Genomic DNA, 24,976 nt, shown 5'->3' with positions numbered 1-24,976 from the left:
AGGCGGTGCGGCAGAAACGGGGCGTGCAGGTAACGGTGCATCGTCTGACACTGACCTGAGTTTCGCCCCCCTGCGTCACGGAGAGTTACTCTCACCCGTGGCCAGCACGCCACCGTTCCAATGGCGCATCCCAAGCCTGTTGTCGCGGGGATCGCACCGCCACAGCCTCACAACCGACGTCCGCTGAATCAGGTGCCCGTCGGCGAGGGCTCCGTGGGCATGCCGGGCGTTCCCGGCATATGTGGCCCCGGCGTCATGCCCGGCATGCTAGGCATGCCCGGCACCCGTGGCATGCAGGGCACGCTCTCCTCTCCGAACCACTGGACCAGGTATTGGCGCATCGTGCGGACCTCCGCCCACTGGTCGTCGCGCACCGTGCGGGCGAAGGCGGCGACCTCGGAATGCTGCACCTCACCGTGCCTGAGGACCTGCTGCGACATCATGATCGCCATCATGTGGTGCGGGATCATGTGCTGCAGGAACGTCTTGTCGAGCTGATCTCCCGAAAGTCGCGAGAGATCGGGCATCGTGGTCTCGCTCGGGCTCGGCGTCGGGCTCTGCCGGTACCACTGCTCCAGCCAATCTCTCATCTTGCCGACCTCGGCAGTCTGCGTCGTGACGATCGACTGCCCGAGCCGCCGCATGTCGGACCGCTCGGAACGCTGCAGTTGCCGCGCCGCGGTGATGGCCTCCTCGTGGTGCGGCACCATCTGCGACAGGTAGTCGTACTCGCTGGTGATTTGCATCGGCCCCATGCCCGGGCACGTCGGCTGTATATCCGTAGGTGAAGGACTCGGGGACGGCATCGGCGGAGACTCCAGGGCCGCCGCGGTGCCCCCCGAGACTGCGGTGATGACGGCCAGGAATGCCCCTGCGGCGATTCCGGCCTTCATAGAGCGTCGCTTCATGCGTCTCCCCCAAACGCCGATCCGACCCCTACGTCCACGGTAACCCCACCGCTCTGACCGGCCGTATGGGAGGTCCGCCGGCGCCAGACCCGACTGCCGACCCCAAGTCCTCTGTCGCGGCCCACAAAGCAATCGCCGACGTAGATCGTCGATCACTTCCGCTGCTACTGCGGCGGAGGTGAGGACCAGCTCGCCGGTGGACAGACACGCTTCATGCCGCGTTCGGAGCCGGGGCTAGCATGGGTATCAAGGCAGGTGGTGGCCTATATGAACGCGAACGGCGGTGCCCCACGTCCCACAACTCGCACACGGGTCATGGTCGCGCTGGACGGCTCACCGGCGAGCCTGGCCGCCTTGCGCTACGCGGTTGATGAGGCCCGCGACGCGGTGCGGGCCTGTTCGCGATCTGTGTGTGCTCCCAGGTGTCGGCGCTATGCCCAGGCCTTGACGATGGGCATGGGTTCTTCTCTCGCATGCGAGGGGAGTATGGAACTCTTTCAGGGAAGCGCTGGGCTATGTTCCGGCCGATGTCGAGGTGAGCGCGCTGGTCGCCTGCGGTGAACCTGGTCCAGCACTGGTCGAACTCGCCGGCGGGGAGAATGACCTGCTCGTGCTGGGCAGGGGTTGGGTGGGCTTGTTGCGCCGTTGGCGGGGGGCGGTCTTGAGCCGTTACTGCGTCACTCATGGCCGCTGTCCGGTGCTCATCGTGCCGCTGCCGGCACGGCTACGGTCTTTGTGCCGTTCCAGAATCCGCCGACGCGATTGGGATCATTTGCTCCAGGGCTGATGTTCCTCAATGTCCTTCACAGCGACGATACCCAGGCCCGTGGGACCTTTGGCCCTGCCTCTGGGTACTTTCTGCCGTTCCATCGGAAGCCGCCGGCGAACACACTCAACCTGACTCCTACTTCCAATAGTAGAAGGGGTGGAGAGCATGATGAAACAACATCTCGCGCTGGCTGCCGTAGCGGTCGTGGCCGCGGTCGTGGCCGCGGTCGTGGCCGTCTGGGCCGGCGCGCCGGTGAGCACGGTTCTCCTGGTGGCGCTGCTTCTGGCGTGCCCGCTGATGATGCTGCTGATGATGCGGTCCATGGGCGGCGACCAGGCCGGCCACCAGCACCACCAGACGCCTGAGCACGACCAGACGCCTGAACACGACCGAACCCCGAACGTGAAGGGAACCGATGTGTCGTGACCGCATCCGACTGGGTGGTCATCGCCGTTTCAGCGGGGTTGCTCGCCTTCATCGCCTGGTACTTCTTCGGCCCGAGAAAGAGCCGGCTCGCGGATCTGCACGAGGGGCTGCAGGAGGTCGAGGTCACCATCAAGGGCGGGTATTCGCCTGACGTGATCCGCGCCCGCCAGGGCGTCCCACTGCGCCTGGTCTTCGACCGCCGAGAAGGCGGTGAGTGCACCTCGCACGTGGTCTTCCCCGATTTCGGGGTTGACCGGGTGCTGCCCGCGTTCCAGCGCACCGCCGTCGAACTGACCCCGCCCGAGGCCGGCGAGTACGGCTTCGCGTGCGGCATGAACATGGTGCGCGGCCGTCTCATCATCGAACCAGGCACAGACGGTGAGCCTCCACGTGGCGAGGCGACCGTGAGCCGGCGCGTCGAGAACGCAGCAGGCCAGGAGAGGATCCACGCGCCGAGCCCCGCCTCTTCGGAGGGTGGGGACGATGCCGAGGCGGCCGAGCGGCGGGCGGAGATCCGGGACCTGTCGCGCCGGGTGCTGATCGGGGCGGTGCTGACCGTACCGGTGGCGCTGGCGGTGATGGCGCACGAGTTCTTCGGCGCCGCCTGGGTGCCGGCGCTCCTGCTTGACCGCTGGGTGCAGCTGGTGCTGATCACACCGGTGATGGTCTACGCGGGCTGGCCCATCCACCGAGTCGGCTGGCTGAGCCTGCGCCACCGGGCAGCCGAGATGAACAGCCTCATCACTCTCGGCACCACCGCCGCCTATGGCTACAGCCTGCTGGTGACCGTCGCCCCTGGGCTGCTGCCGCCGGAACTGCAGGACGTGTACTACGAGGCCGTCGGCGTCATCCTGACGCTGATCCTGCTCGGCCGCCTCCTGGAATCACGCGCCAAGGCCGGCACCGGCGAGGCCATCCGCAAGCTGATCGGGCTGCAGGCCAGGACCGCCAGGGTCCGCCGCGACGGTGCCGAACGGGAGATTCCCATCGCCAAGGTCCTGCCCGGCGATCTGGTGATCGTCCGGCCGGGCGAGAAGGTTCCGGTGGACGGCGTGGTCGTCGAGGGCCACTCGACGCTGGATGAGTCCATGGTCACCGGCGAGTCGATCCCGGTGGAGAAGGAACCAGGCGATGCGGTGGTGGGCGCGACCGTCAACCAGACCGGCGCCTTCACCTTCCGGGCCGAGAAGGTCGGCGCCCAAACGGTGCTGGCCCAGATCATCCGCTTGGTCCAGGCGGCTCAGGCGTCCAGGGCGCCCATTCAGCGCCTGGCCGACCTGGTGTCCGGTTACTTCGTCCCGGCGGTCATGGCCATCGCCGTGGTGACGTTCGCGGTCTGGTACGTCGCGGGCCCCTCGCCCGCCTTCACCCTCGCCCTCGTGGCGGCGGTGGCGGTGCTGATCATCGCGTGCCCCTGCGCGCTCGGCCTTGCCACTCCATTGTCGATCATGGTGGGCACCGGCAAGGGCGCCCAGGCCGGCATCCTGATCCGCGACGCGGCGGCGCTGGAGACCGCGCATCGGCTCGACACGATCGTCCTGGACAAGACCGGTACCATCACCCGCGGCAGGCCCGCATTGACCGACGTGCTCCCCGTCGGGGCGCGGACCAAGGAAGACCTGCTCCGGTTGGCCGCCTCCGCAGAACGCTCCTCAGAGCACCCGCTCGGCCACGCGGTGGTCACAGGCGCGGCCGAACGTGGTCTGGCGCTCGCAGACCCCTCCGGCTTCGGGTCGGTGACCGGCCAGGGCGTCTCCGCCGTCGTCGAGGGCCACCGCGTGCTGGTCGGCGGCCGCCGGTTGCTGTCCGCCGAAGGAGTACAGGTGGCGGACTTGGAGACGGCCGCCGAACAGATCGCCGCGGCGGGCCGTACGCCGGTCATGGTGGCCGTGGACGGCGACCCCGCCGGGGTGCTCGGCGTGGCCGACACTGTCAAGGACGACTCCCGCGACGCCGTGGCCGCGCTCCAGCGGCTCGGCCTGAACGTCGTGATGATCACTGGCGACAACCGGCGCACCGCCGAGGCCATCGCCCGCCAGGTCGGCATCACGCGCGTGCTGGCCGAGGTGCTCCCCGAGCACAAGGCCGCCGAGATCGGCCGGCTGCAGGGCGAGGGCCGCCGGGTAGGCATGGTGGGTGACGGTATCAACGACGCTCCCGCTCTGGCGCAGGCCGACGTCGGTTTCGCCATCGGTACGGGCACCGACGTAGCGATCGAGGCCTCGGACGTCACCCTGATCTCCGGGGCGCTGGAGGGCATCGTCACCGCGGTCCGGCTCTCCCGCACGACCATGCGTAACATCCGCCAGAACCTGTTCCTGGCTTTCGTCTACAACGTGGTCGGCATCCCCATCGCGGCCGGCGTTCTGTACCCGTTCCTGGGCTTGCGGCTCTCGCCCATCATCGCGGCCGCCGCGATGGCCCTGTCCTCGCTGTCGGTGGTCGGCAACGCCAACCGGCTGCGCCGCTTCACCCCGCCGCGCCTGCGCCCCGCGCCGGAGGTCCCGGCGAGCCTCGCCGTCATCGTCGAGACCGGGAATGAGCCCGAGCAGGCCGTCGATCCCGTCTGCGGCATGCAGGTCGACACCGCCACCGCCGCCGGGTCAATCGAACGTGACGGCACCACGTACTGGTTCTGCTCCACTCACTGCCGCGACGCCTTCGCCACGCGTGGACCACTGTCGCACTCCCACCATGGCGGCTGACGCGCCGGCGCTCTGAGCCCTGCCTGTCGCATGGGGAGGTGGTGAATGAGCAACGGCCGGCAAGGCGTCAGGCCGCTCCGCTCGGCTCAGTGCGGAAACGCAGGAACGGGGCGGGACCGTATAGTGGTCCCGCCCCGCAGATGACGCTCGTCAGGCCTTGTAATGCGGGTAGCCGTAGCCCACGACCTGGGACGTGGGCCGGATGCGCTCCTCGACCTTGCCGTTGCCGGTGTTGCCCTCGATCGTGGTGATCGTGCCGTCCCCGTTGTCCTTCTTGACCAGGCCCATGTGATCGATGCTGCCGATGCTCCTGTCGTCCCAGGAGAAGTAGACGACGGCGCCGGGCTTGGCCTGGGTGCCCCAGCGGCCGTTCTTCTCGAACCACTTGGCGTAGGTGATCGTGTAGGCGTCCCAGCCCACGGTGGGCCTGGCGCCGGCCTTCTCGCCGACCCAGGAAACGAACATGGCGCACCAGGGCGCGTTCGCGTAGGCCTGGATACTGCCGCCGTCGCGGACCACGGTTTCCCTGGCGCGCTGCGAAGCCATGTACCAGGCGTGGAACGGCGTCCCGCCGCCGGCCGCGTTCTCGGTCACGCCCACCTGGGACTCCGCGATCTTGATGATGCTGTTGGCCGTGACCTGGGCGGGCTTCTTCGCGGCGACCTGAACGCCTGCTGCACGGTCACCCTGGTGGTCGGCGGCGAAGGCGGGCGTCGCGGCGAACAGGGCGCCGGCGGCCACGGTCGTGCCCATGAGGAGGCGCAGGCTGTTGGCGGGCTTGAGGGCACGAGAAAGTACGGTCTTGGTCATGCTTTTGGGTTGCTCCTTGCTTCCATGCCGCCTACCGGGTTAGCTGACGGGTTCGGGCGTGGAAGTGCCCTACGCAACGGCCCTGTGGGAGTTGCGATTCACCCCAACAGAATTGGGTCCCCGGCTTCGCTGACTTCGCGGATTCGGCGGTCGCACCTACGCTGCGGGCATGCTGCCTGCGCAGGTAGAGCACGGTCTCGGCAATCTGGGACGCACACCGGGCATGAAGCGGCTCTCGGTCCGTGCGCCTTGAGTCCTCAAAGGTAAGAAGTTTGCATAGGGAAATGCAAACGGGGCTCGCGGGAATGCCCCGAAATCCCATATGCGGCAACGGTTTCCGCGCTCAATTCTTTACCTTTGCCGCCCTGCAGGAACGGAAGGAACAGCCTGCGAGTCTCCTCGGGACAGTCGCCATGGAGCGAATGTCCGCCATACGATGCCGCCCGCATGCGGCTCACCGACGACCCCGATCAGGTCGTCGTGTGGGTGGAGCAGGCTTGGCATGAGCAGCCACGTTCACTGCCCGGAACTGCTCCGCAGGCCACGACAATGCCGGACTTGAGGCGTTCTGCGACGTGGAGGCTGCGTGTCTAGGTCGTGCCAATCCCTGCTCGAATGCCTCGAAGAACAGCGGGAACGTTACCAGCACGCCGATGATCATGGGGACCGCAGTGGAGACGAGTACGGCCCGCGTCAGGGCCGCCAGAAGTTGGTCCGCCGGCTCCCACGTGGTCGCGCCCCACGACCGTTTCCTGCAGCAACCGCCGGGTCGCGCGAAGGTCTCCAGCCGCCAACGCCTGCTCCGCCCCCTCCACCTTGGCGAGGTCCGTAGCGGACTTATCCGGTGCGTCCAGAGCGTCCTCGATCCGCTCAGCGATCACTCCCGGTCACTGAAGTGTTGACGATGAGCGAGATCACGTGCAGCTCCAGATCATGGGACCTGTCACTCTCTTCCGGGACATCGACGTTGGAGCCAACGACAGTGGGCCGGACACGAGACGAAGCCGGTCGTCATCAATATCGCGCAGCTAATCCTCGCGCCACGCCGGCTTCTTCGACGTACATGCCATGTCCCCCCAACGGCCGCCCTGGTCACCCTGGGATCAGGCCCTCCTCGGCCAGGAGCGAACGCACCTGCTCCAAGGTGGTGTCCTCGCTGGGCAAGACTAGGTCCGAGGTAGCCAGCTCGTCCGCCGCAAGGGCCGTACCGCGGCGCCGGACGGTGTCGAGCAGATCCCCCAGGGCCACGGCGAATGCCAGTGCCTCATCGGCGTCAACGGCGGCCTGAAGTCGGCCGTCGAGCGTGTTCAGCTCACCCAAGTAACGGTTGGCGATGTCGAACTGCCCTTCCCCGAGAATGCGCACGATCATGATGAGCCCTCCTGTCCGCGCCGTTCCTCAGCGGCGGGCTCGGCGGGCAGGGCCGCAAGGGCGGGCCCGGCGTCGAGCTGCCGCCTCAGTCGTGCCAGCTCTTCGTCGACGTCGCGACCCGCGGTCAGTTCGTCCAGCCGAATCTGGAGATCATCGCGACCTGCGGGGAGCGTGACATCCTCCAAAGCACCGGAGGCGATCAGCTCGTCCAGAGCGCTCGCGCGGGCCTGCAGCTGAGCGGTCTTGTCCTCCGCCCGCTGGACGGCCAGCCCGACGTCGCCCATTTCCTCGGAGATTCCGGTGACGGATTCACTGATCCTCGTCTGCGCCTCCGCCGCGGTATACGTCGCCTTGATCGTTTCCTTGCGGGTGCGGAACGCCTCCACCTTGGTCTGCAGGCGCCGACTGGCCAGCGTGAGCCGATCCTCCTCCGCGCGGAGTGAGGCTTGCTGCTCCTCCAGACCGTCCGCCTGTGACAGAACGGCCGCGCGGCGGGTCAGGGCCTCACGAGCGATCTCCTCCCGGCCCGCGGACAGCGCCTGCTGCGCCTGCCCCTCCAGCTTGCCCGCGGACCTCTGCAACTGGCTCAGCTGCAACTCGACACGCTTACGACTGGTGGCAACGTCCGCCACACCGCGGCGAACCTTATTCAGCAACTCCAGTTGCCGGGAGTAGGAATAATCGAGCGCCTCGCGGGGATCTTCCGCCTGATCCAGCGCCTTGTGCGCCTTCACCCGGAACAAGTCGGCGATGCGTCGGGCAAGACCCATACTGATCCCCTCCTTCACGGATAGAGCGGGGCGGTCCGGAGGAACAACCCCTTCCTGCCTACGATGCGCCTGCGGCGTCACTCAGGGACGTCTCTTTGGCCCCGACCTGCCGGGACCAAAGTCCTCTGAGTCGTAGAAGAGATGGCTCCATGACCGTCGCAGGCGGACCATCGCTCGGCCGTTCAATGAGCGAAGACCCCGCGAACCGAGGAGGCCCGCTCCACCTCCGGGCGGACGAGCATGACGATCGAGGCGGCCGCGATCCACAGCGCGAACGCGATGCCCACGACGTAGCCCAGGAGCATCATGGTTCCGGTGGGGGCGAGGAAGCTGCCCACCCCCGAGATGAGGCCGATCACGGCGACGACCATGCCCAGCCAGCCCAACCATGGGCCGACCATCTCCCGGCGCACCATGGCGGCACCGGCGCTCGCCGCGAACAGCGCCACCAGCAAGCCCATCGGTCCGAGGGAGAGCTGGTGAACGGCGTACAGGACCCGCACCGTCTCGATCTCACCGAGCCGGAGCGGCGGGGCGGCCAGCGTGGCCAGCGCCGCGAGCGGCACCATGCTCAGAGCGCACATCGTGGCCAGGCTCACCCCGGAGACCAGGACCACGGGAGAGAAGGCCTCTGCTCCCTTTTCGGCTCGCTGCAGCACATGGCGCAGATGTGCGGTGAACCACAGGAAAGCCACCACGGCCAGCGTGACGAGCAAGGAGGCCGTCAGCACCGCCGTGCGGCGCTCGTCGAGGTAGCGGAGGATGGAACCAGCGCCCGCGTCCAGCCCTGGAGCGTTCGGCACCATCACGAAGGCCAGCAACAGCAACACCGCCGTCGCCAGCCCGCTGGCCGCGCTCGCACGCTCCCAGGATCGCTCTTTCATGGCCGCCTCCCATCTGCGAGGATTTCCCGGCAGATTGATCGCCAGCACCGCTAGGGAGGCCTAATGCTCCCGGGGTGCGAGCCGGAAATCCTGCCATGCCAGCCCATTTGTACCGTTCATACCCGTCCGAGAAGTTCGTTACCAGCGAGCACAAAGCACGTCCGTTCCGCCTCCGGCCGAACGAGCATGGCGATCCGCAGATGGCATCCACCGCACACTCGAACTCGACGGCTGGCGGCTTGGCCTGGCATTTGTCCACGCCCCTCCAGGACGCGGCCATGAGTGAAGCCTCGTGCCCGCCCGGCAACTGCGGTCAAGGAGGCTGAGCCGACGTCCACGCCGCCGGCGGACGAGCTCACTCCGAACGGCCGGGGACGGGCGAGCCGGCTGACTCTCTGATGTCGCGTTGCGTGATGACCGCGAACTTCTCGGCGAGGTCGGCCAGCGCCCGTGAGGCCGCCAGCTCATCGCCGATCTCCGGCACCGCGGGATCGGACGGAATGCGGGCGCGACCACTGCCCGCCAGCCCTGCACTGTCTCTGGTGGTCAGCACCGCACGTGCGCGCGTGTTGTCGCCGTCCTCGGTGAGGTAGATCTGCACGGTCCACTGTTTGGCTTCCATGACCATGACCTCCTTCACGGATCCTTTGTCTCCATCGCACCGACCGGTCACGGCGCGTGACAGAGGCGAACGTCCGCAAGTCAGCCGGGCCAACGGCCCTATCGGCACCAAGGGTGCGCGCCCTTGGCCAGAGGCGAGGTGGCGATCGTCACCTGCCCGGCCAATAGTCAGCGCCGCGTCGGTGCACGGCAACAACGAACAGGGCAAAACCCGGCATGTAGATGCCCTAGGTCGCGGGCCATAAGGCTCTACCCGCCTCGTAGGGACAGGTGTGGCCTGGAGCCACATGCAGTACGGCCACATCCTGCAGGCGGTTCGCATCAACACCAGTACTCGTGCAGCCCGCAAGAGCATGAGGCGTCCAGTCAACTATGTCCAGACGATCGCATGGATCTCGATCAGCTGGCTGGTTCCTGTGGCGTCCGTGGACAAAACCTTCGAAGCGGGGTAGTGACCGGTGTCAGCCCATATCGCGACGGAGGCTGGGCCGGGTGGTACGACCCCGGTAAGCGATCATCTGGCGCGAAGTGGCCTGCGCTTCAGGAGGCTGCTATGAGAACGGGTGGCACATCCACCAATGCGGAGCGCTCCGGAAGCCCGACGTTGACGTTGGGTGTCGAAGAGGAGTTTCTCCTGCTGGACCACTCCGACGGGCGCCCGGTCGACCGCGCGCCGGCGATCCTGACGCTGCTCGGCGATGAGCCGCGGGTCAAGCACGAGTTCCTGCGGTCCCAGTTGGAGACCGTCACCGGCGTGTGCACGGATCTGGGACAGGTGGAGGAGGAACTCGCCCGGTTGCGGCGGCTGGCCGCCAACGCGGCGAAGGACATGGACTGCCACCTGGTCGCTACCGGTATGGCACCGCAGCGCGGCCCCCGCCTGTGCCCCGTCACGGCCGATCCCCGCTATCTGCAATTGATCGCCCGCTATGGCCCCCTTGCCGCAGGCCCCGGCACCTGCGGCTGCCACGTGCACATCGGCATCCCCTCACGGGAGCTGGGCGTGCGCGTCCTGGCGCGGCTCCGGCCGTACCTCGCCACATTGCTGGCGCTCAGCGCGAACTCCCCCATCGCCGACGGACGCGACACCGGCTGGGCCAGCAGCCGTTACCTGCGGTGGACCCGATGGCCGACGGCGGTGCCTCCCCGGGTGTGGCGGTCCGTGGCCGACTACGACGCCGCCGTACGCCGCCTGATCCTTCGGGGTGATGCGCTGGACGAGCGAGGCGTCTACTTCCATGCACGCCTGTCACCGCGTTACCCGACGGTGGAATTGCGGATCATGGATGCCTGTCTCACGATCGACGACACCCTCCTGGTCGCCGGGCTGGCGCGGGCCCTGGTCGGGTTGGCGATCGACAACGAGCGAGACGGGGTGCCGATCAAGGCCGTCAGCAGCAGGCGGATCGCCGCCGACCTGCGCACCGCCGCCCGGCACGGCCTGCTCGCGCATGCCGTCGATCCGTATACCGGCTCCTTGGCGCCCCACCGCCTCCTGCTGGACGGTGTCCTGGACCGCCTGGCCAAGCCCGAGCCGATCGCCCGGCTGCTCCGCTGTCTCGCCCTCCGCGGTACGGGTGCCGACAGGCAGCGCGCGATGTGGGTCCAGGCCGACACGCCACAGCACTTCGCCCAGTTCCTCGCCGACGCGACCCTCTGTTGAATCAGCCCGGCAAGTTCCATGTACACCCTGTCCGCCGGCTCGTGGAAGCCCGAAACGAGATCGACGCCGGCAACGCGGTCGCGTTTTCCTTGAACGACCACTCCTTCGACCGGTGACGAGGCCCCAAGGTCGCGTTGACCTTGCCAGTGGCCACCGGGGCCGCCGCCCCTGTCCTGCATGGCAGCGGCGGACGCAGCATGATCGGAGTGGTCCTTCAGAGACCGGACGGGTGTGGGCCAAAGGTCCTCCGCTGGGGGGACCTCCGGCCCTGCTGGAGTCGGGGAAGGGTCTTGCATACTAGGAACAGGTGAACTTCACTGCCTCGGGATCAGGATTTGGGGGGATCTCGATGAAGGCCGCAGTGGGCGATTGGCTGATCGTGGAGGGTACGCACGGCAGCAGCATCCGGCGTCATGGGCTCATCGTGGAGGTGAGCCATACGGACGGCTCACCGCCCTATCTGGTGCGGTGGCTGGATGACGACCATGAGAGTCTCATCTTCCCCGGGCCGGACGCGCGGGTCGTCCAAGCCACCCGATGACGGGGTGCCTGCACGACCGCACGCCGGCGACGTCGCCACGACGTGACTGATGCGTCTGATCGGCAGCCGCGTCCGGGGGTCAGGACGCGAACCGTCCCGCGCCGCTGCGGGGCTCGGCGAGCTCCGCCTGCAGGCGGGCGCGGAGCCGGGCAAGAAATCCGCTCTCGCGTACCTGTTGAGGAACGGGAGCGCGGAGGACGCAGGCAGAGGCGGGAAGCCGGGCAAGGTCCGCGGAACAGCGCGCGGACGCCTTGGACAGCGGTTCGGGGGAAGCGATCCTGCGCCCCTTACCCATCACCGGGACCAGCAGTGGCTCATGACCCTCAGGCGGCTCCTCATCCCGAAGTGCCACGATGTCCACATCGGGGCCGCGGAAGACGTGCTTCCTGCCGGGCGCCGTGGCCTTGCCTGGGGACAGTTTCATCACCGGCCGGTCGCAATACTCGACCAGCTTGTAGGCGCTGTCGAGAGAGGGGGCGTCGGCGGACACGCCGACTTTGGTGCCCACGCCGTAGGCGTCGATGGGCGCGTGCTGGGCCACCAACTCGGCGATGGCATACTCGTCCAAGCCGCCGCTGGCGACGATGAAGGCATCATGCAGACTGCTCGCGTCGAGCAACTGCCGAGTCTGCCGGGCCAGCTCGGCCAGATCGCCCGAGTCCAGCCGGACACCGATCGGTGCCCGGCAGTCGGAGCCGTTTGGTCACGTCGATCGCCGCTCTCACGCCCTGCACGGTGTCGTAGGTGTCCACGAGGAAGGTGGTCTTGCCGGGATGGTCGGTGGCGAACGTTTCGAAGGCGGTTCGCTCGTCGGCGAAGGCCTCGACGTAGGAGTGCGCCATGGTCCCTGCGGCGGGCAACCCGTACCGACGGGCGGCCTCGACATTGCTGGTGGCCGAGAATCCCGCGATGGCGGTGGCGCGTGCCACGGCCATCCCGGCGTCGATGCCCTGGGTGCGGCGGAAGGCGAAGTCGATCAGGTCGGCGCCGTCGGCGGCCAGGACGCAGCGCGCGGCCTTGCTCGCAACGCTGGTCTGGAATGTCAGGTGGTTGAGCATGACGGTCTCCACCAGCTGGGCCTCGGCGATGGGTGCCGTCACCTCCAGCAGCGGCTCGCCCGCATAGATCACACGGCCCTCCGGAATCGCCCAGACCTCGCCTGTGAAGCGCAACTTCCTGAACGCCTCCAACGTCTCTGGCGGGAACTTCTCGATGCGGCCCAGGTAGGCGAGCTCCTCTTCGCTGAAGGAGAACGACTCCAGGAAGTCCAGGCAGTCGGCCAGTCCGGCAGCCACCAGGAACCCCCGTCTAGGTGGCAACTTGCGTACGTACAGGCTGAACGTCGCCTGCCCGGTCATGTGGTGTCGTAGGTAGCTCGCGGCCATGTTGAGCTCGTACAGGTCCGTCAGCAGCGCACCAGCCATACCTCCAGCCTCCGTCCGGTCGGGATGCGCCGGCAGGGGTCGAGAGGCCTGTCCGGGCAGGACGAAAGTCCCTAGGAGCAGCTAAGGGCTTCTTAAATAGCGTCTCCCGGCCGGACGGACGGGTAGGGACCAATCGCATAGTGGTTTGGACCTCGTCCCCCGGCACTGAGTGCGGACGCCGCGCGAGCCGGAGGAAGTAGGAGAAGGTGCATGATGGCCAGACACATCGTGGTCGGCGTGGACGGGTCCGCCCCCGCGACGGCGGCCGTGGAATGGGCCGCCGCTGACGCCCAGCGCAGAGGCCTGGGCCTGCGGATCGTACACGTGTGCGAGCAATGGCGCTTCGGGGATGAGGCGACGAGGTACTGTGCCGGGACGCTGGCCGCCGCTGCCGATCGGGCACGCGGCCTGACGGGCGACGTTGAGGTGACCACGGAACTGCGGTCCGGCAACGTGATCGAAGTCTTGATCAGTGAGTCGGCGTCCGCGGACAGCGTGGTGCTGGGGAGCCGGGGACTCGGCGGGTTCGCGGGACTGGTGGTCGGCTCGGTCGGCCTGGGCGTCGCCGGGCACGCCACCGGACCGGTCGTGATCGTCCGCGGGCCGTCCGTCGTGCAGTACGGGCGGCGGGTGGTCGTCGGAGACGACGGCTCCGACGAATCCGAGGCCGCGATGCAGTACGCCGTCGAGCAGGCCCGCGCCCGCGGCGTGCCCGTGCACGTCGTGTTCGCCTGGCAGATGCCGATCGCCCCGCCGTACGCGGCCGGCTACAGCACGATCCTCGAGGGCGCCCGCGAGCAGGAGATTCGCATGGCGGCCGAGCGCGTGGTGCCCTGGCGCGAGAAGAATCCCGATGTCGAGATCATCGGCGAGCAAGTCATCGGCCATCCGGCCGACGTCCTGATCCAGGCAGGCGGAACGGCGGATCTGGTGGTGGTGGGCTCGCGCGGTCTAGGTGGATTCGCTTCCGCGGTGCTCGGCTCGGTCAGCCACGCGGTGCTGCACCACCTGACCTGTCCGGTCGCCGTGGTACGACCTCGAAAGCAGCAGGCGTGAGGCCCGGACGGAGGCTTTACACCGCGACGGCATCAGCGGTCCATCGCTGCTGCCCAGTGCTGGAGCTCCAGCCTCTCTAGGCGTCGGTCGGGGTCGTCGCTTCCACGGCCGCTTGCTGGAGAGCGTGGCGGCACGCCTTGGTCGCGGAGTGCTGGCTGCGGCCTCGGCGTACGGCGGTGAAGATGCGGCGGGTGCGCTGGCCGCGGGGAAGCTGCCGCAGTGTGACGGTCGGGGCCTTTCCGTTCCATACGAGGTCGGGGAGCAGGGCGGCGGCGTGGCAGTGTTCGACGAGGCGCAGGTGGATCAAGAGGTCGGTGGTCTCGAAGCGCACGTCTGGCTCGAAGCCGGCGTTGCGGCACAGGGTCATGGCCCAATGGCGGGCGGCCATGCCTTCGGGCTCCATGACCCAGGTACGGCCGGCGAGCGAGCGCAGCGACGCCGTGGGGGCCGTCCTTGTCATCGGTTGGTTCGGGCAGCGCGATGTGGAGGGGGTCTTCGAGCAGGTCTTCTTGTTCGACCCCGGGGGCCGTGGGTTTGAGTTGCCCGCCGTAGCTCGGCCCGACGTCACGAAGTGGCTTGATCCAGGTACTTAGAGCAGGACGTGCTCGTCCGGAGCCGGGACGACCGCGTGCCGGCCGAGCTCGTCGTGGATGCGGCCCCGCAGCGCTGCGGCCGCGTCGGGCTCGCCGTGGACGACGTAGGTCACCCTCGGCGGCCTGCGGGCGGTGCGCAGCCAGGCGATGGTCTCGTCGGCGTCGGAGTGCACGGAAAACCCCGGCAAGTTCACGATCTCGGCTCGTACGGGAACGTAGTGGCCGTGGATCTTGAGGGAGGAGGTGCCGTCGACGAGGTCGCGCGAGCGCGTCCCCAGCGCGGCGAAGCCGACGATGAGCACGGTCATGCGCGGATCGGGCAGGAGGTGGCGTAGGTGGTGCAGGACGCGGCCGCCGCTGGCCATGCCGGAGGCCGAGATGATGATCGACGGCTGGTCCGGCTCGTTGACGCTCATCGACTCCTCGACGGTCCGCAGCTCCCGCAGCCAGCCGGGGTCCAGTACGTCCCGCGTGAGCCCGGGGCGCAGCTCCGGCGAGCCGGAGGCGATCGCCTCCAGGTACACGTCCCGGGCGGCCAGTCCCATGGGGCTGTCCACGTAGACGGGAACTTTCGCGATCATGCCCGTCCGCCGTAGCTGGTGGAGGCGATAGATGATGACCTCAGTGCGGTCGACGGCGAAGGCCGGTATGAGGACCGAACCGCCGCGGTGCACCGTCCGGTTGATGGCCGCGGCCATGGTCCAGAGCGTGCCGGCATCGTCATGGCGGCGGTTGCCGTACGTCGACTCGACGAGCAACGCGTCGGCGCCCTGAAAGGGCACCGGTGGCTTGAGCAGCGGATGGGTTGCGCGCCCCAGGTCGCCGGTGTGGACGAGTACGGCCCCGCCGGGCAGGGTGACCTCGCTCCACGAGGAGCCGAGGATGTGCCCGGCCCGGTGCAGGCAGAGCTCGATGCCGTCCAGGTAGGCAGGCTGTTCGTGCTCCAGAGGGACGAACAGCTCCAAGGCTTTCTCAACGTCCTTGTCGTCGTAGAGCGGCAGCGCCGGACGGTGCTTGGACCAGCCGTAGGTGTTGGCATGCTCGGCCTCGTCGGCCATCAGTCTGGCGCTGTCGCGCAGCACGATGGCCGCCAGTCGCGCCGTGTCCGGCGTGGTGTGGACCGAGCCGCTGAAGCCCTGCCGCACCAGCCCGGGCAGGTAACCGCAGTGGTCCAGGTGCGCGTGACTGAGCACGATCGCCGACACCGATGACGCCGGGACCGGGAACGTTGCCCAGTTCCGGCGCCGCAGCTCCCGCCCGCCCTGGAACAGCCCGCAGTCGAGCAGCACGCGGTCTCCGCCGGGGAGCTCGAGCAGGAACTTACTGCCCGTCACCGTGCCGACGCCGCCGAGGAAGGTCAACTGCGGCGATCTCGTGCCGCTCCTCCCGTCCGGCATCATGTGCCCCATGTGGAGTCGTCGTCCTTCCACTGGAGCTTGTCGATCACGTCCACCACCCCGTCGACGCGGGCGGCCATCCGCACGGCGATCTCGGCCTCGCTGCGGCGGTCCATCCAGCCGCTCAGCGTCACGATCCCCTGGTGCACCTGAACTGTGACGCCTGCGGTATCCATCCACAGCGTGCGCCCCAGCACGTCCTCGCGAATCTCGTCGGCGATGTCGGCGTCCGCGCGCACGAACACCTTGATCAGATCGCGTCGGCTCACCACGCCTTGCAGCGTGCCGTCGTCGTCGACGACGATCAGGCGTTTGACGCCGTACTCGTCCATCAGGCGGGCGGCCGTCACGGCCGAGGCGGCGGCGGGCACTGTCACGGCGGGCGTGGTCATCAGCTGAGCGGCCGTGTCGCCGGCGGCCTTGCGCCGGACGTCGGGGCCCTCCTCGGACAGGCGGTGGCGCAGCCGGGCGCGTAGCGGCGGCTTGTAGCCCTCGGCGTAGTAGCGCTCGCGGAACTCCTCCTTGCACAGCAGATCTGCCTCGGACACCACGCCTAGAACGTGGTCCTCGGCGTCGACCACCGGTACGGCGCTGACGTGGTGGGCGATGAGCACCTCGGCGACGTCCTTGAACGGTGTGCTGCCGTTGACCGAGGCGACTTTCGTGGTCATGACGTCTTTGACCGTGATTCGCATCGTGGGTCCCCTTTCCGAACTCCTGGCCTTTCATCACAGCGCGGACGCTTCCTCGCAGGTAGAGGCGGAAGTCCCGTACAGCGGAGCCGTTCGGCAAAGATTTGTTCACGTGACATGCGTGACCGGTTGCGGAGGCACGCGTGAGGGCCGAGCTGCCTGCCGTGGTCCTCGACGGCGGCCGATTGGTCGGCATGGCGACGACCGCCGGCCGAAGATCTTCGGCGAGTGTCGTAAAAGCGCCCACGGGCAGGATTGCCAGGGAGCCATCCGGCGATGAGCTTGCCGGATGGCACGGGGAAGGCCCCCTGACCAGGGGGCGGAGATATCCGAACGGCGAGACTGATGGGTATGAGCGGGGGCGAGCACCAGCCGCTGATGCCGTCGATGCGGCTGGATGAGCTACTGGCGGAGCTGCAGGGTCGGCTGGAGGCCGTCCTGGCCACCAGGGATCGGGTGCACGCGCTGCTGGACGCGGTCGTGTCAATAGGCGGCGACCTGGATCTGGAGACCGTGCTGCAGCACATCGTGGAGACTGCCACGGACCTGGTCGACGCCAGTTACGGCGCCATGGGCGTAGTGGGACAGGATGGCACGCTCGTCGAGTTCATCCCCGTCGGGCTGAGCGAGGAGGAGATCGCCCGCATCGAGCACTGGCCGCACGGGCTCGGCCTGCTCGGTCTGCTGATCAAGGACGCCCGGCCGTTGCGGCTGGGCCGTATCTCCGAGCATCCCGAGTCCCACGGCTTCCCGTCCGGCCATCCACCCATGATCACCTTCCTCGGGGTGCCCGTGCGGGTACGCGACGAGGTGTTCGGCAACCTGTACCTCACCGAGAAACGCGGCGGCGGCGAGTTCGATGAGGAGGACGAGGCCATCGTGGTCGCCTTGGCCACCGCAGCAGGGGTTGCCGTGGAGAACGCCCGCCTTTATGAGGAGTCGCACAGGCGCGAGACGTGGCTGGAGGCGTCCGCCCAGGTGACCATGCGTCTGTTGTCGGGAGCCGCGCCGCGCGAAGTGCTGTCGACGGTGGTGGCGCACGCCCGGGAAATGAGCGATGCCGACCTGGTGCAGTTGCTGCTGCCCGACCCGCACGGGCAGGTACTGACCGCGGAGATGGCCGAAGGGGCCGGAGCGGAGGAATTGCTGGGGACGACCTTCGAGATCGCGAACACCCTGGCGGGGGACGTGTTCACGCAAGGCGACCCGATGGCCGAGAACGACATGCAGAGCCCCCCGCACCCGGATTCGTCGCTACACCACCTGGGGTACGGGCCGGAGCTGATGGTTCCGCTGGGCGCGGGCCAGCATGTGCGTGGAGTGCTCGGCCTGGCCAAACGGACCGGCCGCGTGCCGTTCAGCGGAGCTGATGAGCAGGTGGTCCAGTCGTTCGCCGGACACGCGGCGATCGCGCTGGAACTGGCCGAGGCCCGCCGCGACGCCGAACATCTGCAGTTGCTGGAGGACCGCGACCGAATCGGCAGGGACCTGCACGACATGATCATCCAGCGACTGTTCGCCACCGCCATGACCCTGATGAGCACTATCCGGTTGGTCGAGCACCCGGAGGCGGCCAACCGGATCAAGCACGCCGTCGACGAACTGGATGACACCATCAGGCAGATCCGCTCGACCATCTTCGCGCTGCAGAGTGACAGGCAGGACAACCCAGCGGGGTTGCGGGCGCGGATCGTCACTCTGGTGGAGGAAGCGGCCGGACGGCTGGGCTTCATGCCCGGGCTGCGGCTGGAGGGGCAGTTGGACACCACGGTGCCCGAGTCAGTCGCCGACCATGTGCTCGCCGTACTGCGCGAGGCCTTGTCCAACATGGCACGTCATGCCGGCGCCAACCGGGCAGAAGTGTCCGTGGAGGCAGCCGGCCCGCACCTCACACTCGTGGTCAGCGACAACGGTGTCGGCCTGGGCGAGCACCGCGGGCGCAGCAGCGGCCTCCGCAACATCGAGGAACGGGCCCACCGCCTGGGTGGCACCGCGGAGCTGGAAGCCCCGCAAGGAGGCGGAACGCGCCTGCGATGGCGAGTCTCGCTGTGACGTTCGTGCGAAGTGCTCGCGCCTCTGGCTGACGACCGGTGAATGTTTCTTGACCACACCGCTGCCGACGCCATGAGTATCAGGTAAAGCCGCGCGGGGAGGGCTGGAAGGAGGAACGGAACGGGCCATCGAGATGGGCCGGTATTACCCCTGGACCCGGGAAGGGGTGCGTGATGCCCTCTGAGGGCTCTGTGCATGTGCTGCCGCGAGAAGGGCTGAGCTCGGCCGAGGCGACCCGCCGCCTAGCCGCCGACGGCCCCAACCGGCTGCCAAGTGGCGAGCGCAGCCCTGTGGCACTCCTGCTGTTCCGGGAGCTGGTGCACTTCTTCGCGCTGATGCTATGGGCGGCGACCGGGCTGGCGCTGCTGGCCGATGCCCCAACTGGCCGCCGCCATCGCCGTAGTAGTGCTCTCCAACGGAGTCTTCGCCTTCGCCCAGGAATACCGTGCCGACCAGGCGAGTAAGCGGCTGCGTGAGCTCATCCCCGCCGATGCGACGGTCCGCCGCGATGGCCGCCGCACGGTGGTGAACGCCGCTGACCTGGTCAGAGGGGATGTGGTGCTGCTGGAAGCGGGCGACCGGATCTCCGCAGACCTGGAGCTGGCCGAGGCCCATTCCCTGGCGGTCAACCAGTCCGCTCTGACCGGCGAGAGCGTCCCTGTGAGGCCCGGGGAACGGGAAACCCTCTTCGCCGGTACCTTCGTCGTCGAGGGCCAGGCTGAGGCTGTGGTGACGGCCACAGGAGGACGTACCAGGCTGGCCGACATCGCCAGGCTCACCCGGATGGCGAGCCGGCCGCCCAGCCCGCTCGCCCTCCAGCTGGGCAGGGTCATCAAGGTCATCGCCGTGATCGCGCTCGGGGTGGGCGGGGTGTTCTTCGGGCTCACGTTGCTGCTCGGCATGTCACCCTCCGACGGCTTTCTGTTCGCGCTCGGCGTCACCGTCGCCCTGGTCCCGGAAGGGCTACTCCCCACGGTTACCTTGTCGCTGGCCCGCGCCGCCCGACAGATGGCGGGCCGCAAGGCCCTGGTGCGCCATCTGGAGGCGGTGGAGACCCTCGAGTCGGCCACATTCATCTGTACCGACAAGACCGGCACGATCACCCGCAACGAGATGACGGTCGTGCGGATCTGGACCCCGGACGGATCGCTCGACCTGGCCGACACCGCAGCCGCCGCGGAGATCATGCGCTCGGCGGTCCTGTGCTCGACCGGGCGGCTGGTCCGCAGCGACGGCGGCCACAAGGCCGTCGGCGACCCGACAGAGGTCGCCCTGCACGCGCTGGCGTTGCGCGCCGGGGTTCGCGAGGACGTGGCCGTCACCCGGCGTTATCCGTTCGATCCGGCCCGCCGCCGCTCCTCTGCGGTCGCGGACGGCCGACTGCATCTCAAAGGGGCGCCGGACGCGGTCCTGCCGCTCTGCGGCAACGTGCCGCAGGCCGCTGCGGCCCTGGAGGAGATGGGCGGGAGCGGCCTGCGGGTTCTGGCCGTGGCCCGTCGCGACAACTCCGGCACGGGCACCGCCGAGCAGGTCGAGCAGGGCTTGACGTTGCTTGGCCTGGTCGGCTTGGAGGACCCGCCTCGCGATGGGGTCGCCGAGGCGATCGTCACGTGCCGCAGGGCCGGCATCAGACTGGCCATGATCACCGGCGATCATCCCGGCACCGCGCGGGCGATCGCGGAGAAGGTCGGGCTGCTGGGTCGGGAGCCGCTGGTGCTCACCGGGCGTGAACTGCCCGACGACGATGCCGCGTTGGGTGAGCTGCTCGATCGCGATGGCGTGGTCGTGGCCCGCGTGACTCCGGAGGACAAGCTGCGGATCGCCCGTGCCCTGCGTGGGCGCGGCCATGTGGTGGCGATGACCGGCGACGGGGTCAACGACGGTCCCGCGCTGCGGGAGGCCGACATCGGCGTGGCCATGGGCGCCTCCGGCACCGACGTGGCCCGCGAGGCCGCCGATCTGGTGCTGCTCGACGACCACTTCGCCACCATCGTCACCGCAGTCGAGCTGGGCCGCGCCACCTATGCCAACATTCGCCGCTTTCTCACCTACCACCTCACTGACAACGTCGCCGAGCTCACCCCGTTTCTGGTGTGGGCCTTGAGCGGCGGCACGCTCCCACTCGCGCTGAGCGTGCTGCAGGTGCTCGCCCTGGGACATCGGCACCGACCTGCTACCCGCCCTCGCCCTCGGCGCCGAGCCCGCCAACCCCCGCACCATGCGCGGCCCCACGCGCACCGGCGCGCTGATCGAGCGGCGTCTCCTCCTCCGCGTCTTCGGCGTGCTGGGGCCCGCCGAGGCCCTGGTGGAGATGGCCGCCTTCTTTACCGTGCTGTCGCTGGGCGGCTGGGCGCTCGGCGTCGAGCCATCTACCGCAGTGCTGGCCGCGGCCTCGGGCGCCGCCTTCGCCGCGGTGGTCTTGGGACAGCTTGCCAACGCCTTCGTCTGCCGTAGCGAGACCCGCTGGGCCGGGCGAGTGCCGTTGCTGGGCAATCGGCTCCTGCTGTGGGCTGTGACGATCGAAGCGATCATGTTGCTGGTCTTCGTAGGCTTCCCGCCACTGGCCCGCCTCCTAGGTGGCGCGTTTCCTCCGGCGGCGGGCTGGGCGATGGCCGCGCTGGCTATCCCGGCCGTGGTCGGCGCTGACTCCGTGCACAAGGCGTGGCAAGCGCGACGTAGGTAATGACCATGTCGCGACCCCCCCGACGCGGTGGTGGCGATTGTTCATCGGCCCGGGCGAAAGGACTCGCCCGGGCAGGCCGGTCAGGGCCGGACCACGACAACGGGCACGCGTGAATGGTGGAGCACGGCATGAGCGACGCCACCCATGCCGAGCAGGGCTGAAGCTCCGCTGTGCGCCCCTATGACGACGAGGTCGGCCTCGTTCGAGGCGTCGATCAGCGCTTTTGCCGGGTGCTCGTGGACGAGGTGCGGGACGAGCGTGACGTCCGGGAACTTCTCCCGCCAGCCGGCGACGGCCTGAGCCAGCAGGATCGCCTCCTCTTGGCCTACTCCGTCGACGTCATAGACGACCGGCTGCATGTCGCCCGGCCATCTCGTAGCGGGATGCACCCAGGCGTGAACGGCCCGCAAGGTGGCGTGGCGCAGCGCGGCCTCGCGGAAGGCGAAGTCCAGCAGGAAGTCTTGGCCTGGCTTTCCGGTGACCCCCACGACGATCTCGCCGCGGTCACCGGCGTACGGTTGCCGGATCACGGCCACCGGACACGGTGCCCTGGCCACCACGTCACGGCTCACCGAACCCAACAGCAGCTCAGCGAAGCCCCCACGGCCACGGTTTCCCACGACCAGGAGCTGCGCCTCTTGAGCCGCAGCGACCAGCACGTCCGCCGGTCCGCCTCCGATGATGTCGGTGGTGACGCTCAGATGCGGCCTGCTAGCCCTGGCATGGACGGCCGCGCGGCCGAGCATCTCCCCGGCCGCGGCCTCCGACCCTGTTCCCCAGCTACGCGGTTCGGGGACGAGCGGTACGTCCTGGGCCCACCCGGACACCGCGTACAGCATTAGCAGCGCGGTGCCGCGGAGGGCGGCCTCCTGTCCGGCCCAGCTCGCGGCCTGCAGCGAGGACGGTGATCCGTCCACGCCGACGATGATCGGGATTGTCATTGCTGCCGCCTCGTGCGTTGGTGTGCTTTACCTTCGGCTCGTACCAGCCGTGGCGACCTCGGTTGTCATCGGGGTCCAGCGGCTGGCGAGTCGTTCGGTGAGGACGGTCATGGTGGTGTACTCCAGGTCCTCCAAGGGCAGCCGGTGCGGCTCGAACGGGCCGTGCCTGCGCAGGTAGTCCATGGCCTCGTTGGCCTGCTCGCGCGCCCGGTCGAAGGCGGGGTCGGCGAACAGGTCGCGCGGGCCGATCAGCTTGCCGTCGTGGATCTGGAAGCCCAGGGCCACCACGCGCGGCGGGCCGTCGAAGCGCGAAGGGTGCGCGTGCTCGCTGGAGACGGGCATGAGCGGCGCGTGATGCGAACCGCGCATGCAGCCGGCGACCCCGTAGGCGAAGGTGAAGGGCTCCAGCACCTCGCCCACGGCGGGCAGCCCGGACTGGCAGCGGACGATCATCACCGGGTCGTCCTTGCCGACGTACTTACCGGCAATCAGCGACAGCCGCTGGGTGCTGGTCGCGGCTGCGGTCTCGCCGAGCGTCTTGGAGCGCACGCCGTGCACGACGTAGCGGGCCGGGGCGCCGATGTACATCAGCATCTCGTACAGCTCGGCCGGGCAGTCGAAGAAGATGCGCTTCTCCTCGTACAGGTCGTAGACCTCGAAGGTGAAGCCAGCGTGCATCTTGGTGTCGATGACCAGCCCGGCGGTGTTGAACGGATCGGCGAACATCTTGTACAGCGGCAGGTTCCACGCCCCCGGCTCGGTCTTGTCGGCCAGGAAGCAGATCACCGGCTCCGAGGGCCGCTCCTCGAAGTCGAGCTCGGCGTAGCCGGGCCCCATGCCGCGCAGGTTGCCGGAGAAGGCGTCCGACAGCAGGTCCTGGCCGGCGCCGTAGAGCCCGAGCTCCTTGGCGACGTGTGTGGTGGCCTGGAAGGTATCCCAGGCGAAGGAATGGATGAGGTCGGCGTCCGGGCCGTAGGTGTGGGTCATGATGAGCGAGACGTCGTCGCCGCAGCTCGCCACGTGCCCGTCGATGAGCAGCCCGGACTCGATGGCCCGGCCAACCTCGCGACGCGCCTCGGCCATCATGTCCGGATGCACGGCCGAGTGACCGACGAACCCCCCGGTATCAGCCTTGATGATGCTCAACGTGATCATATTGATCACCCCCGATTGAGTCTTCCTCTCAGCCTTGGATTACGACCCTTTGTCCCGATAGGGGATTTAGTCCCTAATGGCAGGGGTCATTCGTACCGACTGGCTGCTCACACGCGTTGATCACTTCGCAGCTGTACTGAAGACTTCCGGCGGGGTCAGATGCGCGGGGTGCGCACGGCCAGGATGGCCATGTCGTCCTGGCCGTCGCTGGGGTGTTGGTCGATCAGTGCCTGCACGAAGTCGCACAGGGGCAGGGCGGCATGGGCGGTGGCGATGGCGATGGCGGCAAGGTGTTCCATTCCTGCTTCGATCGGGCGCTCATGGTGCTCGATGAGCCCGTCGGTGAAGAAGATCACTGTGGCGCCTGAGGGCAAGGGCTGCGTGTGGTCGTGGCGCGGCTGGGCGGAGTCGACGCCGAGGGGCAGGTCAGGGTCGGCGTGCAGATAGCGGGCCTCCTCATCGGGGGTGAGCAGCAGTGGCGGCGGGTGGCCTGCGCTGCTCCAGCGCAGTGTCCAGCCATGGGCTTCGGGTTCGACGCGGGCGAGGCACGCGGTGGTGACAGGGTTGTCCGTGATGGCGTGGAGCATGCGGTCGAGCTGGGTGAGGACGGCGCTCGGCGAGGTGCGCTGGTCGTAGAGGAGGGCACGCAGCATGTTGCGGGTCTGGGTCATGGCGGCGGCGGCCTGGAGATCATGTCCGACGACGTCACCGATGATTGCCGCGCAGGCTCGGTCGGGGACGAGCATGACGTCGTACCAGTCTCCGCCCACGTGGCCCGGGATAGCGGCGGGACGGTAGGCGGCGGCAGCGTCGAACGGTTCCATGTGCTCAGGGAGCCGCGGTAGCAGGAGTCGCTGGAAGCGCTCGGCGTCGCGGCGGGTTTCCTCGTACAGGCGGGCGTCGTCGATGGCGAGCCCCGCGGCGCCGGCCAGCGCGACGATCAAGGCTTCGTCATGAGCGTCGAAGGACCGTCCGTCGAGCCGCTCGGAGACGTACAGGTCTCCGAAGATCTTGCCTCGGACGATGACCGGGGCTCCCAGCAGGGTGCGCATTGGTGGATGGCCGGACGGGAAGCCTGCCGAATCCGGGTGGGCGGAGATGTCATCGACGCGCAGTGGCTCAGGATGACTGATCAGATGCCCGAGCAGACCGTGTCCGTGAGGAAGCTCCGTGCCGGCCAGGTCGGCCCTTTCCCGCTCCGACAGGCCCATGGGGACGAACAAGGTAAGGCTGTCGCCTTTCTCATCAAGTACGCCGAGCGCGCCGTAGCGGGCACCGACCAGGTTCATCGCGGTGGACACGATCAAACCCAGCACGACGGACAGCTCCACGTCCCGGCTCAGGACGGCCTCGTACAAGTCATGCAACTGGTCCTGGGCCCGAGCCAGAGACCTGAGCTGTTCGGCGATCTGCTCCAATTCGGCGCCCAGGCGCAGACGCGTCCCCTGGGTGTCCAGCTGCTGTGACTCTTCCGCTTTCCCCGTCATCGTGGCCACCCAGTGGCTAAGTGCTCGT

Annotated in this window: 23 protein-coding genes, 1 pseudogene and 1 riboswitch; of the genes and pseudogenes, 10 read left to right on the top strand and 14 right to left on the bottom strand. The window is 68.4% G+C overall.

Translation table 11 applies throughout. The features are described from left to right. Positions 1–188 precede the first annotated feature (188 nt). The gene (locus EJK15_RS02790) at positions 189–746 is read right to left on the bottom strand and encodes a DUF305 domain-containing protein (RefSeq protein ID WP_171074070.1); all 558 of its coding nucleotides are present in this window, start codon (positions 744–746) and stop codon (positions 189–191) included. A gap of 1,096 nt (positions 747–1,842) precedes the next feature. Here EJK15_RS02790 and EJK15_RS02775 point away from each other — a divergent pair. Both EJK15_RS02775 and EJK15_RS02770 read left to right on the top strand, forming a co-directional pair. Next, positions 1,843–2,103 (top strand): DUF2933 domain-containing protein, encoded by a 261-nt coding sequence (locus EJK15_RS02775; RefSeq protein ID WP_138708749.1) that lies wholly within the window; start codon positions 1,843–1,845, stop codon positions 2,101–2,103. Beyond that, positions 2,100–4,808, top strand: coding sequence for a heavy metal translocating P-type ATPase (locus EJK15_RS02770; RefSeq protein ID WP_138708748.1), 2,709 nt, complete (start codon positions 2,100–2,102; stop codon positions 4,806–4,808). Before EJK15_RS02775 ends, EJK15_RS02770 begins: the two co-directional genes overlap by 4 nt. Positions 4,809–4,958: 150 nt before the next feature. Here EJK15_RS02770 and EJK15_RS02765 read toward each other — a convergent pair whose 3' ends face one another. From EJK15_RS02765 to EJK15_RS02745, 5 genes are all read right to left on the bottom strand, one after another. Then, on the bottom strand, positions 4,959–5,618 hold the full coding sequence (locus tag EJK15_RS02765) for a CHAP domain-containing protein (RefSeq protein WP_138708747.1): 660 nt from the start codon (positions 5,616–5,618) through the stop codon (positions 4,959–4,961). Positions 5,619–5,631: 13 nt separating this feature from the next. Then, positions 5,632–5,777: riboswitch (cyclic di-AMP (ydaO/yuaA leader) on the bottom strand. Positions 5,778–6,710: 933 nt separating this feature from the next. Next, entirely contained in the window at positions 6,711–6,989 is a 279-nt protein-coding gene (pspAA, locus tag EJK15_RS02760) for a PspA-associated protein PspAA (protein WP_138708746.1), read from the bottom strand. Further along, positions 6,986–7,759, bottom strand: a complete 774-nt coding sequence (locus EJK15_RS02755; protein WP_138708745.1) for a PspA/IM30 family protein — start codon at positions 7,757–7,759, stop codon at positions 6,986–6,988. The genes pspAA and EJK15_RS02755 overlap by 4 nt, the downstream gene beginning before the upstream one ends. 182 nt (positions 7,760–7,941) lie before the next feature. Next, positions 7,942–8,643: a DUF4386 family protein gene (locus tag EJK15_RS02750; RefSeq protein WP_138708744.1), complete on the bottom strand. Its 702-nt coding sequence runs from the start codon at positions 8,641–8,643 to the stop codon at positions 7,942–7,944. Between the two features lie 355 nt (positions 8,644–8,998). After that, positions 8,999–9,265 (bottom strand): DUF1876 domain-containing protein, encoded by a 267-nt coding sequence (locus tag EJK15_RS02745; protein ID WP_138708743.1) that lies wholly within the window; start codon positions 9,263–9,265, stop codon positions 8,999–9,001. A gap of 286 nt (positions 9,266–9,551) precedes the next feature. Between EJK15_RS02745 and EJK15_RS70050 the strand changes: the two genes are divergently transcribed. From EJK15_RS70050 to EJK15_RS02735, 3 genes are all read left to right on the top strand, one after another. Beyond that, on the top strand, positions 9,552–9,716 hold the full coding sequence (locus EJK15_RS70050) for a hypothetical protein (RefSeq protein WP_171074068.1): 165 nt from the start codon (positions 9,552–9,554) through the stop codon (positions 9,714–9,716). Positions 9,717–9,817: 101 nt separating this feature from the next. Further along, entirely contained in the window at positions 9,818–10,927 is a 1,110-nt protein-coding gene (locus tag EJK15_RS02740; RefSeq protein ID WP_171074067.1) for a carboxylate-amine ligase, read from the top strand. A gap of 349 nt (positions 10,928–11,276) precedes the next feature. Continuing rightward, entirely contained in the window at positions 11,277–11,468 is a 192-nt protein-coding gene (locus tag EJK15_RS02735; protein ID WP_138708741.1) for a DUF1918 domain-containing protein, read from the top strand. A 79-nt stretch (positions 11,469–11,547) separates the two neighbouring features. On the opposite strand, the gene EJK15_RS72580 is transcribed toward EJK15_RS02735, so the two are convergent. Together EJK15_RS72580 and EJK15_RS72575 are read right to left on the bottom strand one after the other, a co-directional pair. Further along, positions 11,548–12,087, bottom strand: a complete 540-nt coding sequence (locus tag EJK15_RS72580) for a beta/alpha barrel domain-containing protein (RefSeq protein ID WP_206060624.1) — start codon at positions 12,085–12,087, stop codon at positions 11,548–11,550. Further along, positions 12,062–12,892 carry a nicotinate phosphoribosyltransferase gene (locus EJK15_RS72575; protein WP_206060623.1) on the bottom strand — a complete coding sequence of 277 codons (831 nt, stop codon included), beginning with the start codon at positions 12,890–12,892 and terminating at the stop codon, positions 12,062–12,064. The genes EJK15_RS72580 and EJK15_RS72575 overlap by 26 nt, the downstream gene beginning before the upstream one ends. A gap of 210 nt (positions 12,893–13,102) precedes the next feature. On the opposite strand from EJK15_RS72575, the gene EJK15_RS02725 reads away from it, so the two are divergent. Further along, positions 13,103–13,948 carry a universal stress protein gene (locus EJK15_RS02725; protein ID WP_338089840.1) on the top strand — a complete coding sequence of 282 codons (846 nt, stop codon included), beginning with the start codon at positions 13,103–13,105 and terminating at the stop codon, positions 13,946–13,948. Positions 13,949–14,024: 76 nt separating this feature from the next. Here EJK15_RS02725 and EJK15_RS02720 read toward each other — a convergent pair whose 3' ends face one another. The 3 genes from EJK15_RS02720 to EJK15_RS02710 form a co-directional block, all read right to left on the bottom strand. Next, a complete protein-coding gene (locus tag EJK15_RS02720) occupies positions 14,025–14,408 on the bottom strand; it encodes a LysR substrate-binding domain-containing protein (protein WP_206060622.1) in 384 nt (127 codons plus the stop codon). A 129-nt stretch (positions 14,409–14,537) separates the two neighbouring features. Continuing rightward, positions 14,538–15,950: an MBL fold metallo-hydrolase RNA specificity domain-containing protein gene (locus EJK15_RS02715; protein WP_206060621.1), complete on the bottom strand. Its 1,413-nt coding sequence runs from the start codon at positions 15,948–15,950 to the stop codon at positions 14,538–14,540. Further along, on the bottom strand, positions 15,938–16,633 hold the full coding sequence (locus EJK15_RS02710) for a CBS domain-containing protein (RefSeq protein ID WP_138708740.1): 696 nt from the start codon (positions 16,631–16,633) through the stop codon (positions 15,938–15,940). The genes EJK15_RS02715 and EJK15_RS02710 overlap by 13 nt, the downstream gene beginning before the upstream one ends. 348 nt (positions 16,634–16,981) lie before the next feature. Between EJK15_RS02710 and EJK15_RS02705 the strand changes: the two genes are divergently transcribed. From EJK15_RS02705 to EJK15_RS74140, 4 genes and pseudogenes are all read left to right on the top strand, one after another. Further along, positions 16,982–18,682: a GAF domain-containing sensor histidine kinase gene (locus tag EJK15_RS02705; protein WP_138708739.1), complete on the top strand. Its 1,701-nt coding sequence runs from the start codon at positions 16,982–16,984 to the stop codon at positions 18,680–18,682. A gap of 173 nt (positions 18,683–18,855) precedes the next feature. Next, complete coding sequence (locus EJK15_RS74145; protein ID WP_240776725.1) at positions 18,856–19,146, top strand: cation-transporting P-type ATPase; 291 nt, start codon at positions 18,856–18,858, stop codon at positions 19,144–19,146. Further along, positions 19,055–20,728: pseudogene (locus EJK15_RS02700) on the top strand (cation-translocating P-type ATPase); the annotation flags it as partial. The gene EJK15_RS74145 and the pseudogene EJK15_RS02700, both read left to right, overlap by 92 nt. A 112-nt stretch (positions 20,729–20,840) precedes the next feature. Then, positions 20,841–21,365, top strand: a complete 525-nt coding sequence (locus tag EJK15_RS74140) for a cation transporting ATPase C-terminal domain-containing protein (protein ID WP_338089841.1) — start codon at positions 20,841–20,843, stop codon at positions 21,363–21,365. Positions 21,366–21,445: 80 nt separating this feature from the next. Here the strand turns inward: EJK15_RS74140 and EJK15_RS02695 are convergent, their stop codons facing one another. The 3 genes from EJK15_RS02695 to EJK15_RS02685 all read right to left on the bottom strand — a co-directional run bounded on the left by EJK15_RS02695 (position 21,446) and on the right by EJK15_RS02685 (position 24,948). After that, a complete protein-coding gene (locus EJK15_RS02695) occupies positions 21,446–22,306 on the bottom strand; it encodes a universal stress protein (protein WP_138708738.1) in 861 nt (286 codons plus the stop codon). 27 nt (positions 22,307–22,333) lie between these two features. Continuing rightward, positions 22,334–23,461 (bottom strand): fructose-1,6-bisphosphate aldolase/phosphatase, encoded by a 1,128-nt coding sequence (gene fbp / locus EJK15_RS02690; protein ID WP_138708737.1) that lies wholly within the window; start codon positions 23,459–23,461, stop codon positions 22,334–22,336. A gap of 155 nt (positions 23,462–23,616) precedes the next feature. Then, the gene (locus tag EJK15_RS02685; RefSeq protein WP_138708736.1) at positions 23,617–24,948 is read right to left on the bottom strand and encodes a PP2C family protein-serine/threonine phosphatase; all 1,332 of its coding nucleotides are present in this window, start codon (positions 24,946–24,948) and stop codon (positions 23,617–23,619) included. Positions 24,949–24,976 lie beyond the last annotated feature (28 nt).

Source organism: Nonomuraea basaltis (assembly GCF_005893125.1).
In the GTDB taxonomy this organism is placed as follows: Bacteria; Actinomycetota; Actinomycetes; order Streptosporangiales; family Streptosporangiaceae; genus Nonomuraea; species Nonomuraea basaltis.
The sequence above is the reverse complement of the archived record's forward strand: the minus strand, read 5'-3'. Positions and strand labels throughout refer to the sequence as shown.

Coding starts and splice junctions, on each gene's coding strand:
- EJK15_RS02790 (WP_171074070.1), bottom strand. CDS start 746: ATGCAAATCACCAGCGAGTACGACTACCTGTCGCAGATGGTGCCGCAC.
- EJK15_RS02775 (WP_138708749.1), top strand. CDS start 1,843: ATGATGAAACAACATCTCGCGCTGGCTGCCGTAGCGGTCGTGGCCGCG.
- EJK15_RS02765 (WP_138708747.1), bottom strand. CDS start 5,618: ATGACCAAGACCGTACTTTCTCGTGCCCTCAAGCCCGCCAACAGCCTG.
- pspAA (WP_138708746.1), bottom strand. CDS start 6,989: ATGATCGTGCGCATTCTCGGGGAAGGGCAGTTCGACATCGCCAACCGT.
- EJK15_RS02755 (WP_138708745.1), bottom strand. CDS start 7,759: ATGGGTCTTGCCCGACGCATCGCCGACTTGTTCCGGGTGAAGGCGCAC.
- EJK15_RS02750 (WP_138708744.1), bottom strand. CDS start 8,643: ATGAAAGAGCGATCCTGGGAGCGTGCGAGCGCGGCCAGCGGGCTGGCG.
- EJK15_RS02745 (WP_138708743.1), bottom strand. CDS start 9,265: ATGGAAGCCAAACAGTGGACCGTGCAGATCTACCTCACCGAGGACGGC.
- EJK15_RS70050 (WP_171074068.1), top strand. CDS start 9,552: ATGCAGTACGGCCACATCCTGCAGGCGGTTCGCATCAACACCAGTACT.
- EJK15_RS02740 (WP_171074067.1), top strand. CDS start 9,818: ATGAGAACGGGTGGCACATCCACCAATGCGGAGCGCTCCGGAAGCCCG.
- EJK15_RS02735 (WP_138708741.1), top strand. CDS start 11,277: ATGAAGGCCGCAGTGGGCGATTGGCTGATCGTGGAGGGTACGCACGGC.
- EJK15_RS72575 (WP_206060623.1), bottom strand. CDS start 12,892: ATGGCTGGTGCGCTGCTGACGGACCTGTACGAGCTCAACATGGCCGCG.
- EJK15_RS02725 (WP_338089840.1), top strand. CDS start 13,103: ATGATGGCCAGACACATCGTGGTCGGCGTGGACGGGTCCGCCCCCGCG.
- EJK15_RS02720 (WP_206060622.1), bottom strand. CDS start 14,408: ATGACAAGGACGGCCCCCACGGCGTCGCTGCGCTCGCTCGCCGGCCGT.
- EJK15_RS02715 (WP_206060621.1), bottom strand. CDS start 15,950: ATGGGGCACATGATGCCGGACGGGAGGAGCGGCACGAGATCGCCGCAG.
- EJK15_RS02710 (WP_138708740.1), bottom strand. CDS start 16,633: ATGCGAATCACGGTCAAAGACGTCATGACCACGAAAGTCGCCTCGGTC.
- EJK15_RS02705 (WP_138708739.1), top strand. CDS start 16,982: ATGAGCGGGGGCGAGCACCAGCCGCTGATGCCGTCGATGCGGCTGGAT.
- EJK15_RS74145 (WP_240776725.1), top strand. CDS start 18,856: ATGCCCTCTGAGGGCTCTGTGCATGTGCTGCCGCGAGAAGGGCTGAGC.
- EJK15_RS02695 (WP_138708738.1), bottom strand. CDS start 22,306: ATGACAATCCCGATCATCGTCGGCGTGGACGGATCACCGTCCTCGCTG.
- fbp (WP_138708737.1), bottom strand. CDS start 23,461: ATGATCACGTTGAGCATCATCAAGGCTGATACCGGGGGGTTCGTCGGT.
- EJK15_RS02685 (WP_138708736.1), bottom strand. CDS start 24,948: ATGACGGGGAAAGCGGAAGAGTCACAGCAGCTGGACACCCAGGGGACG.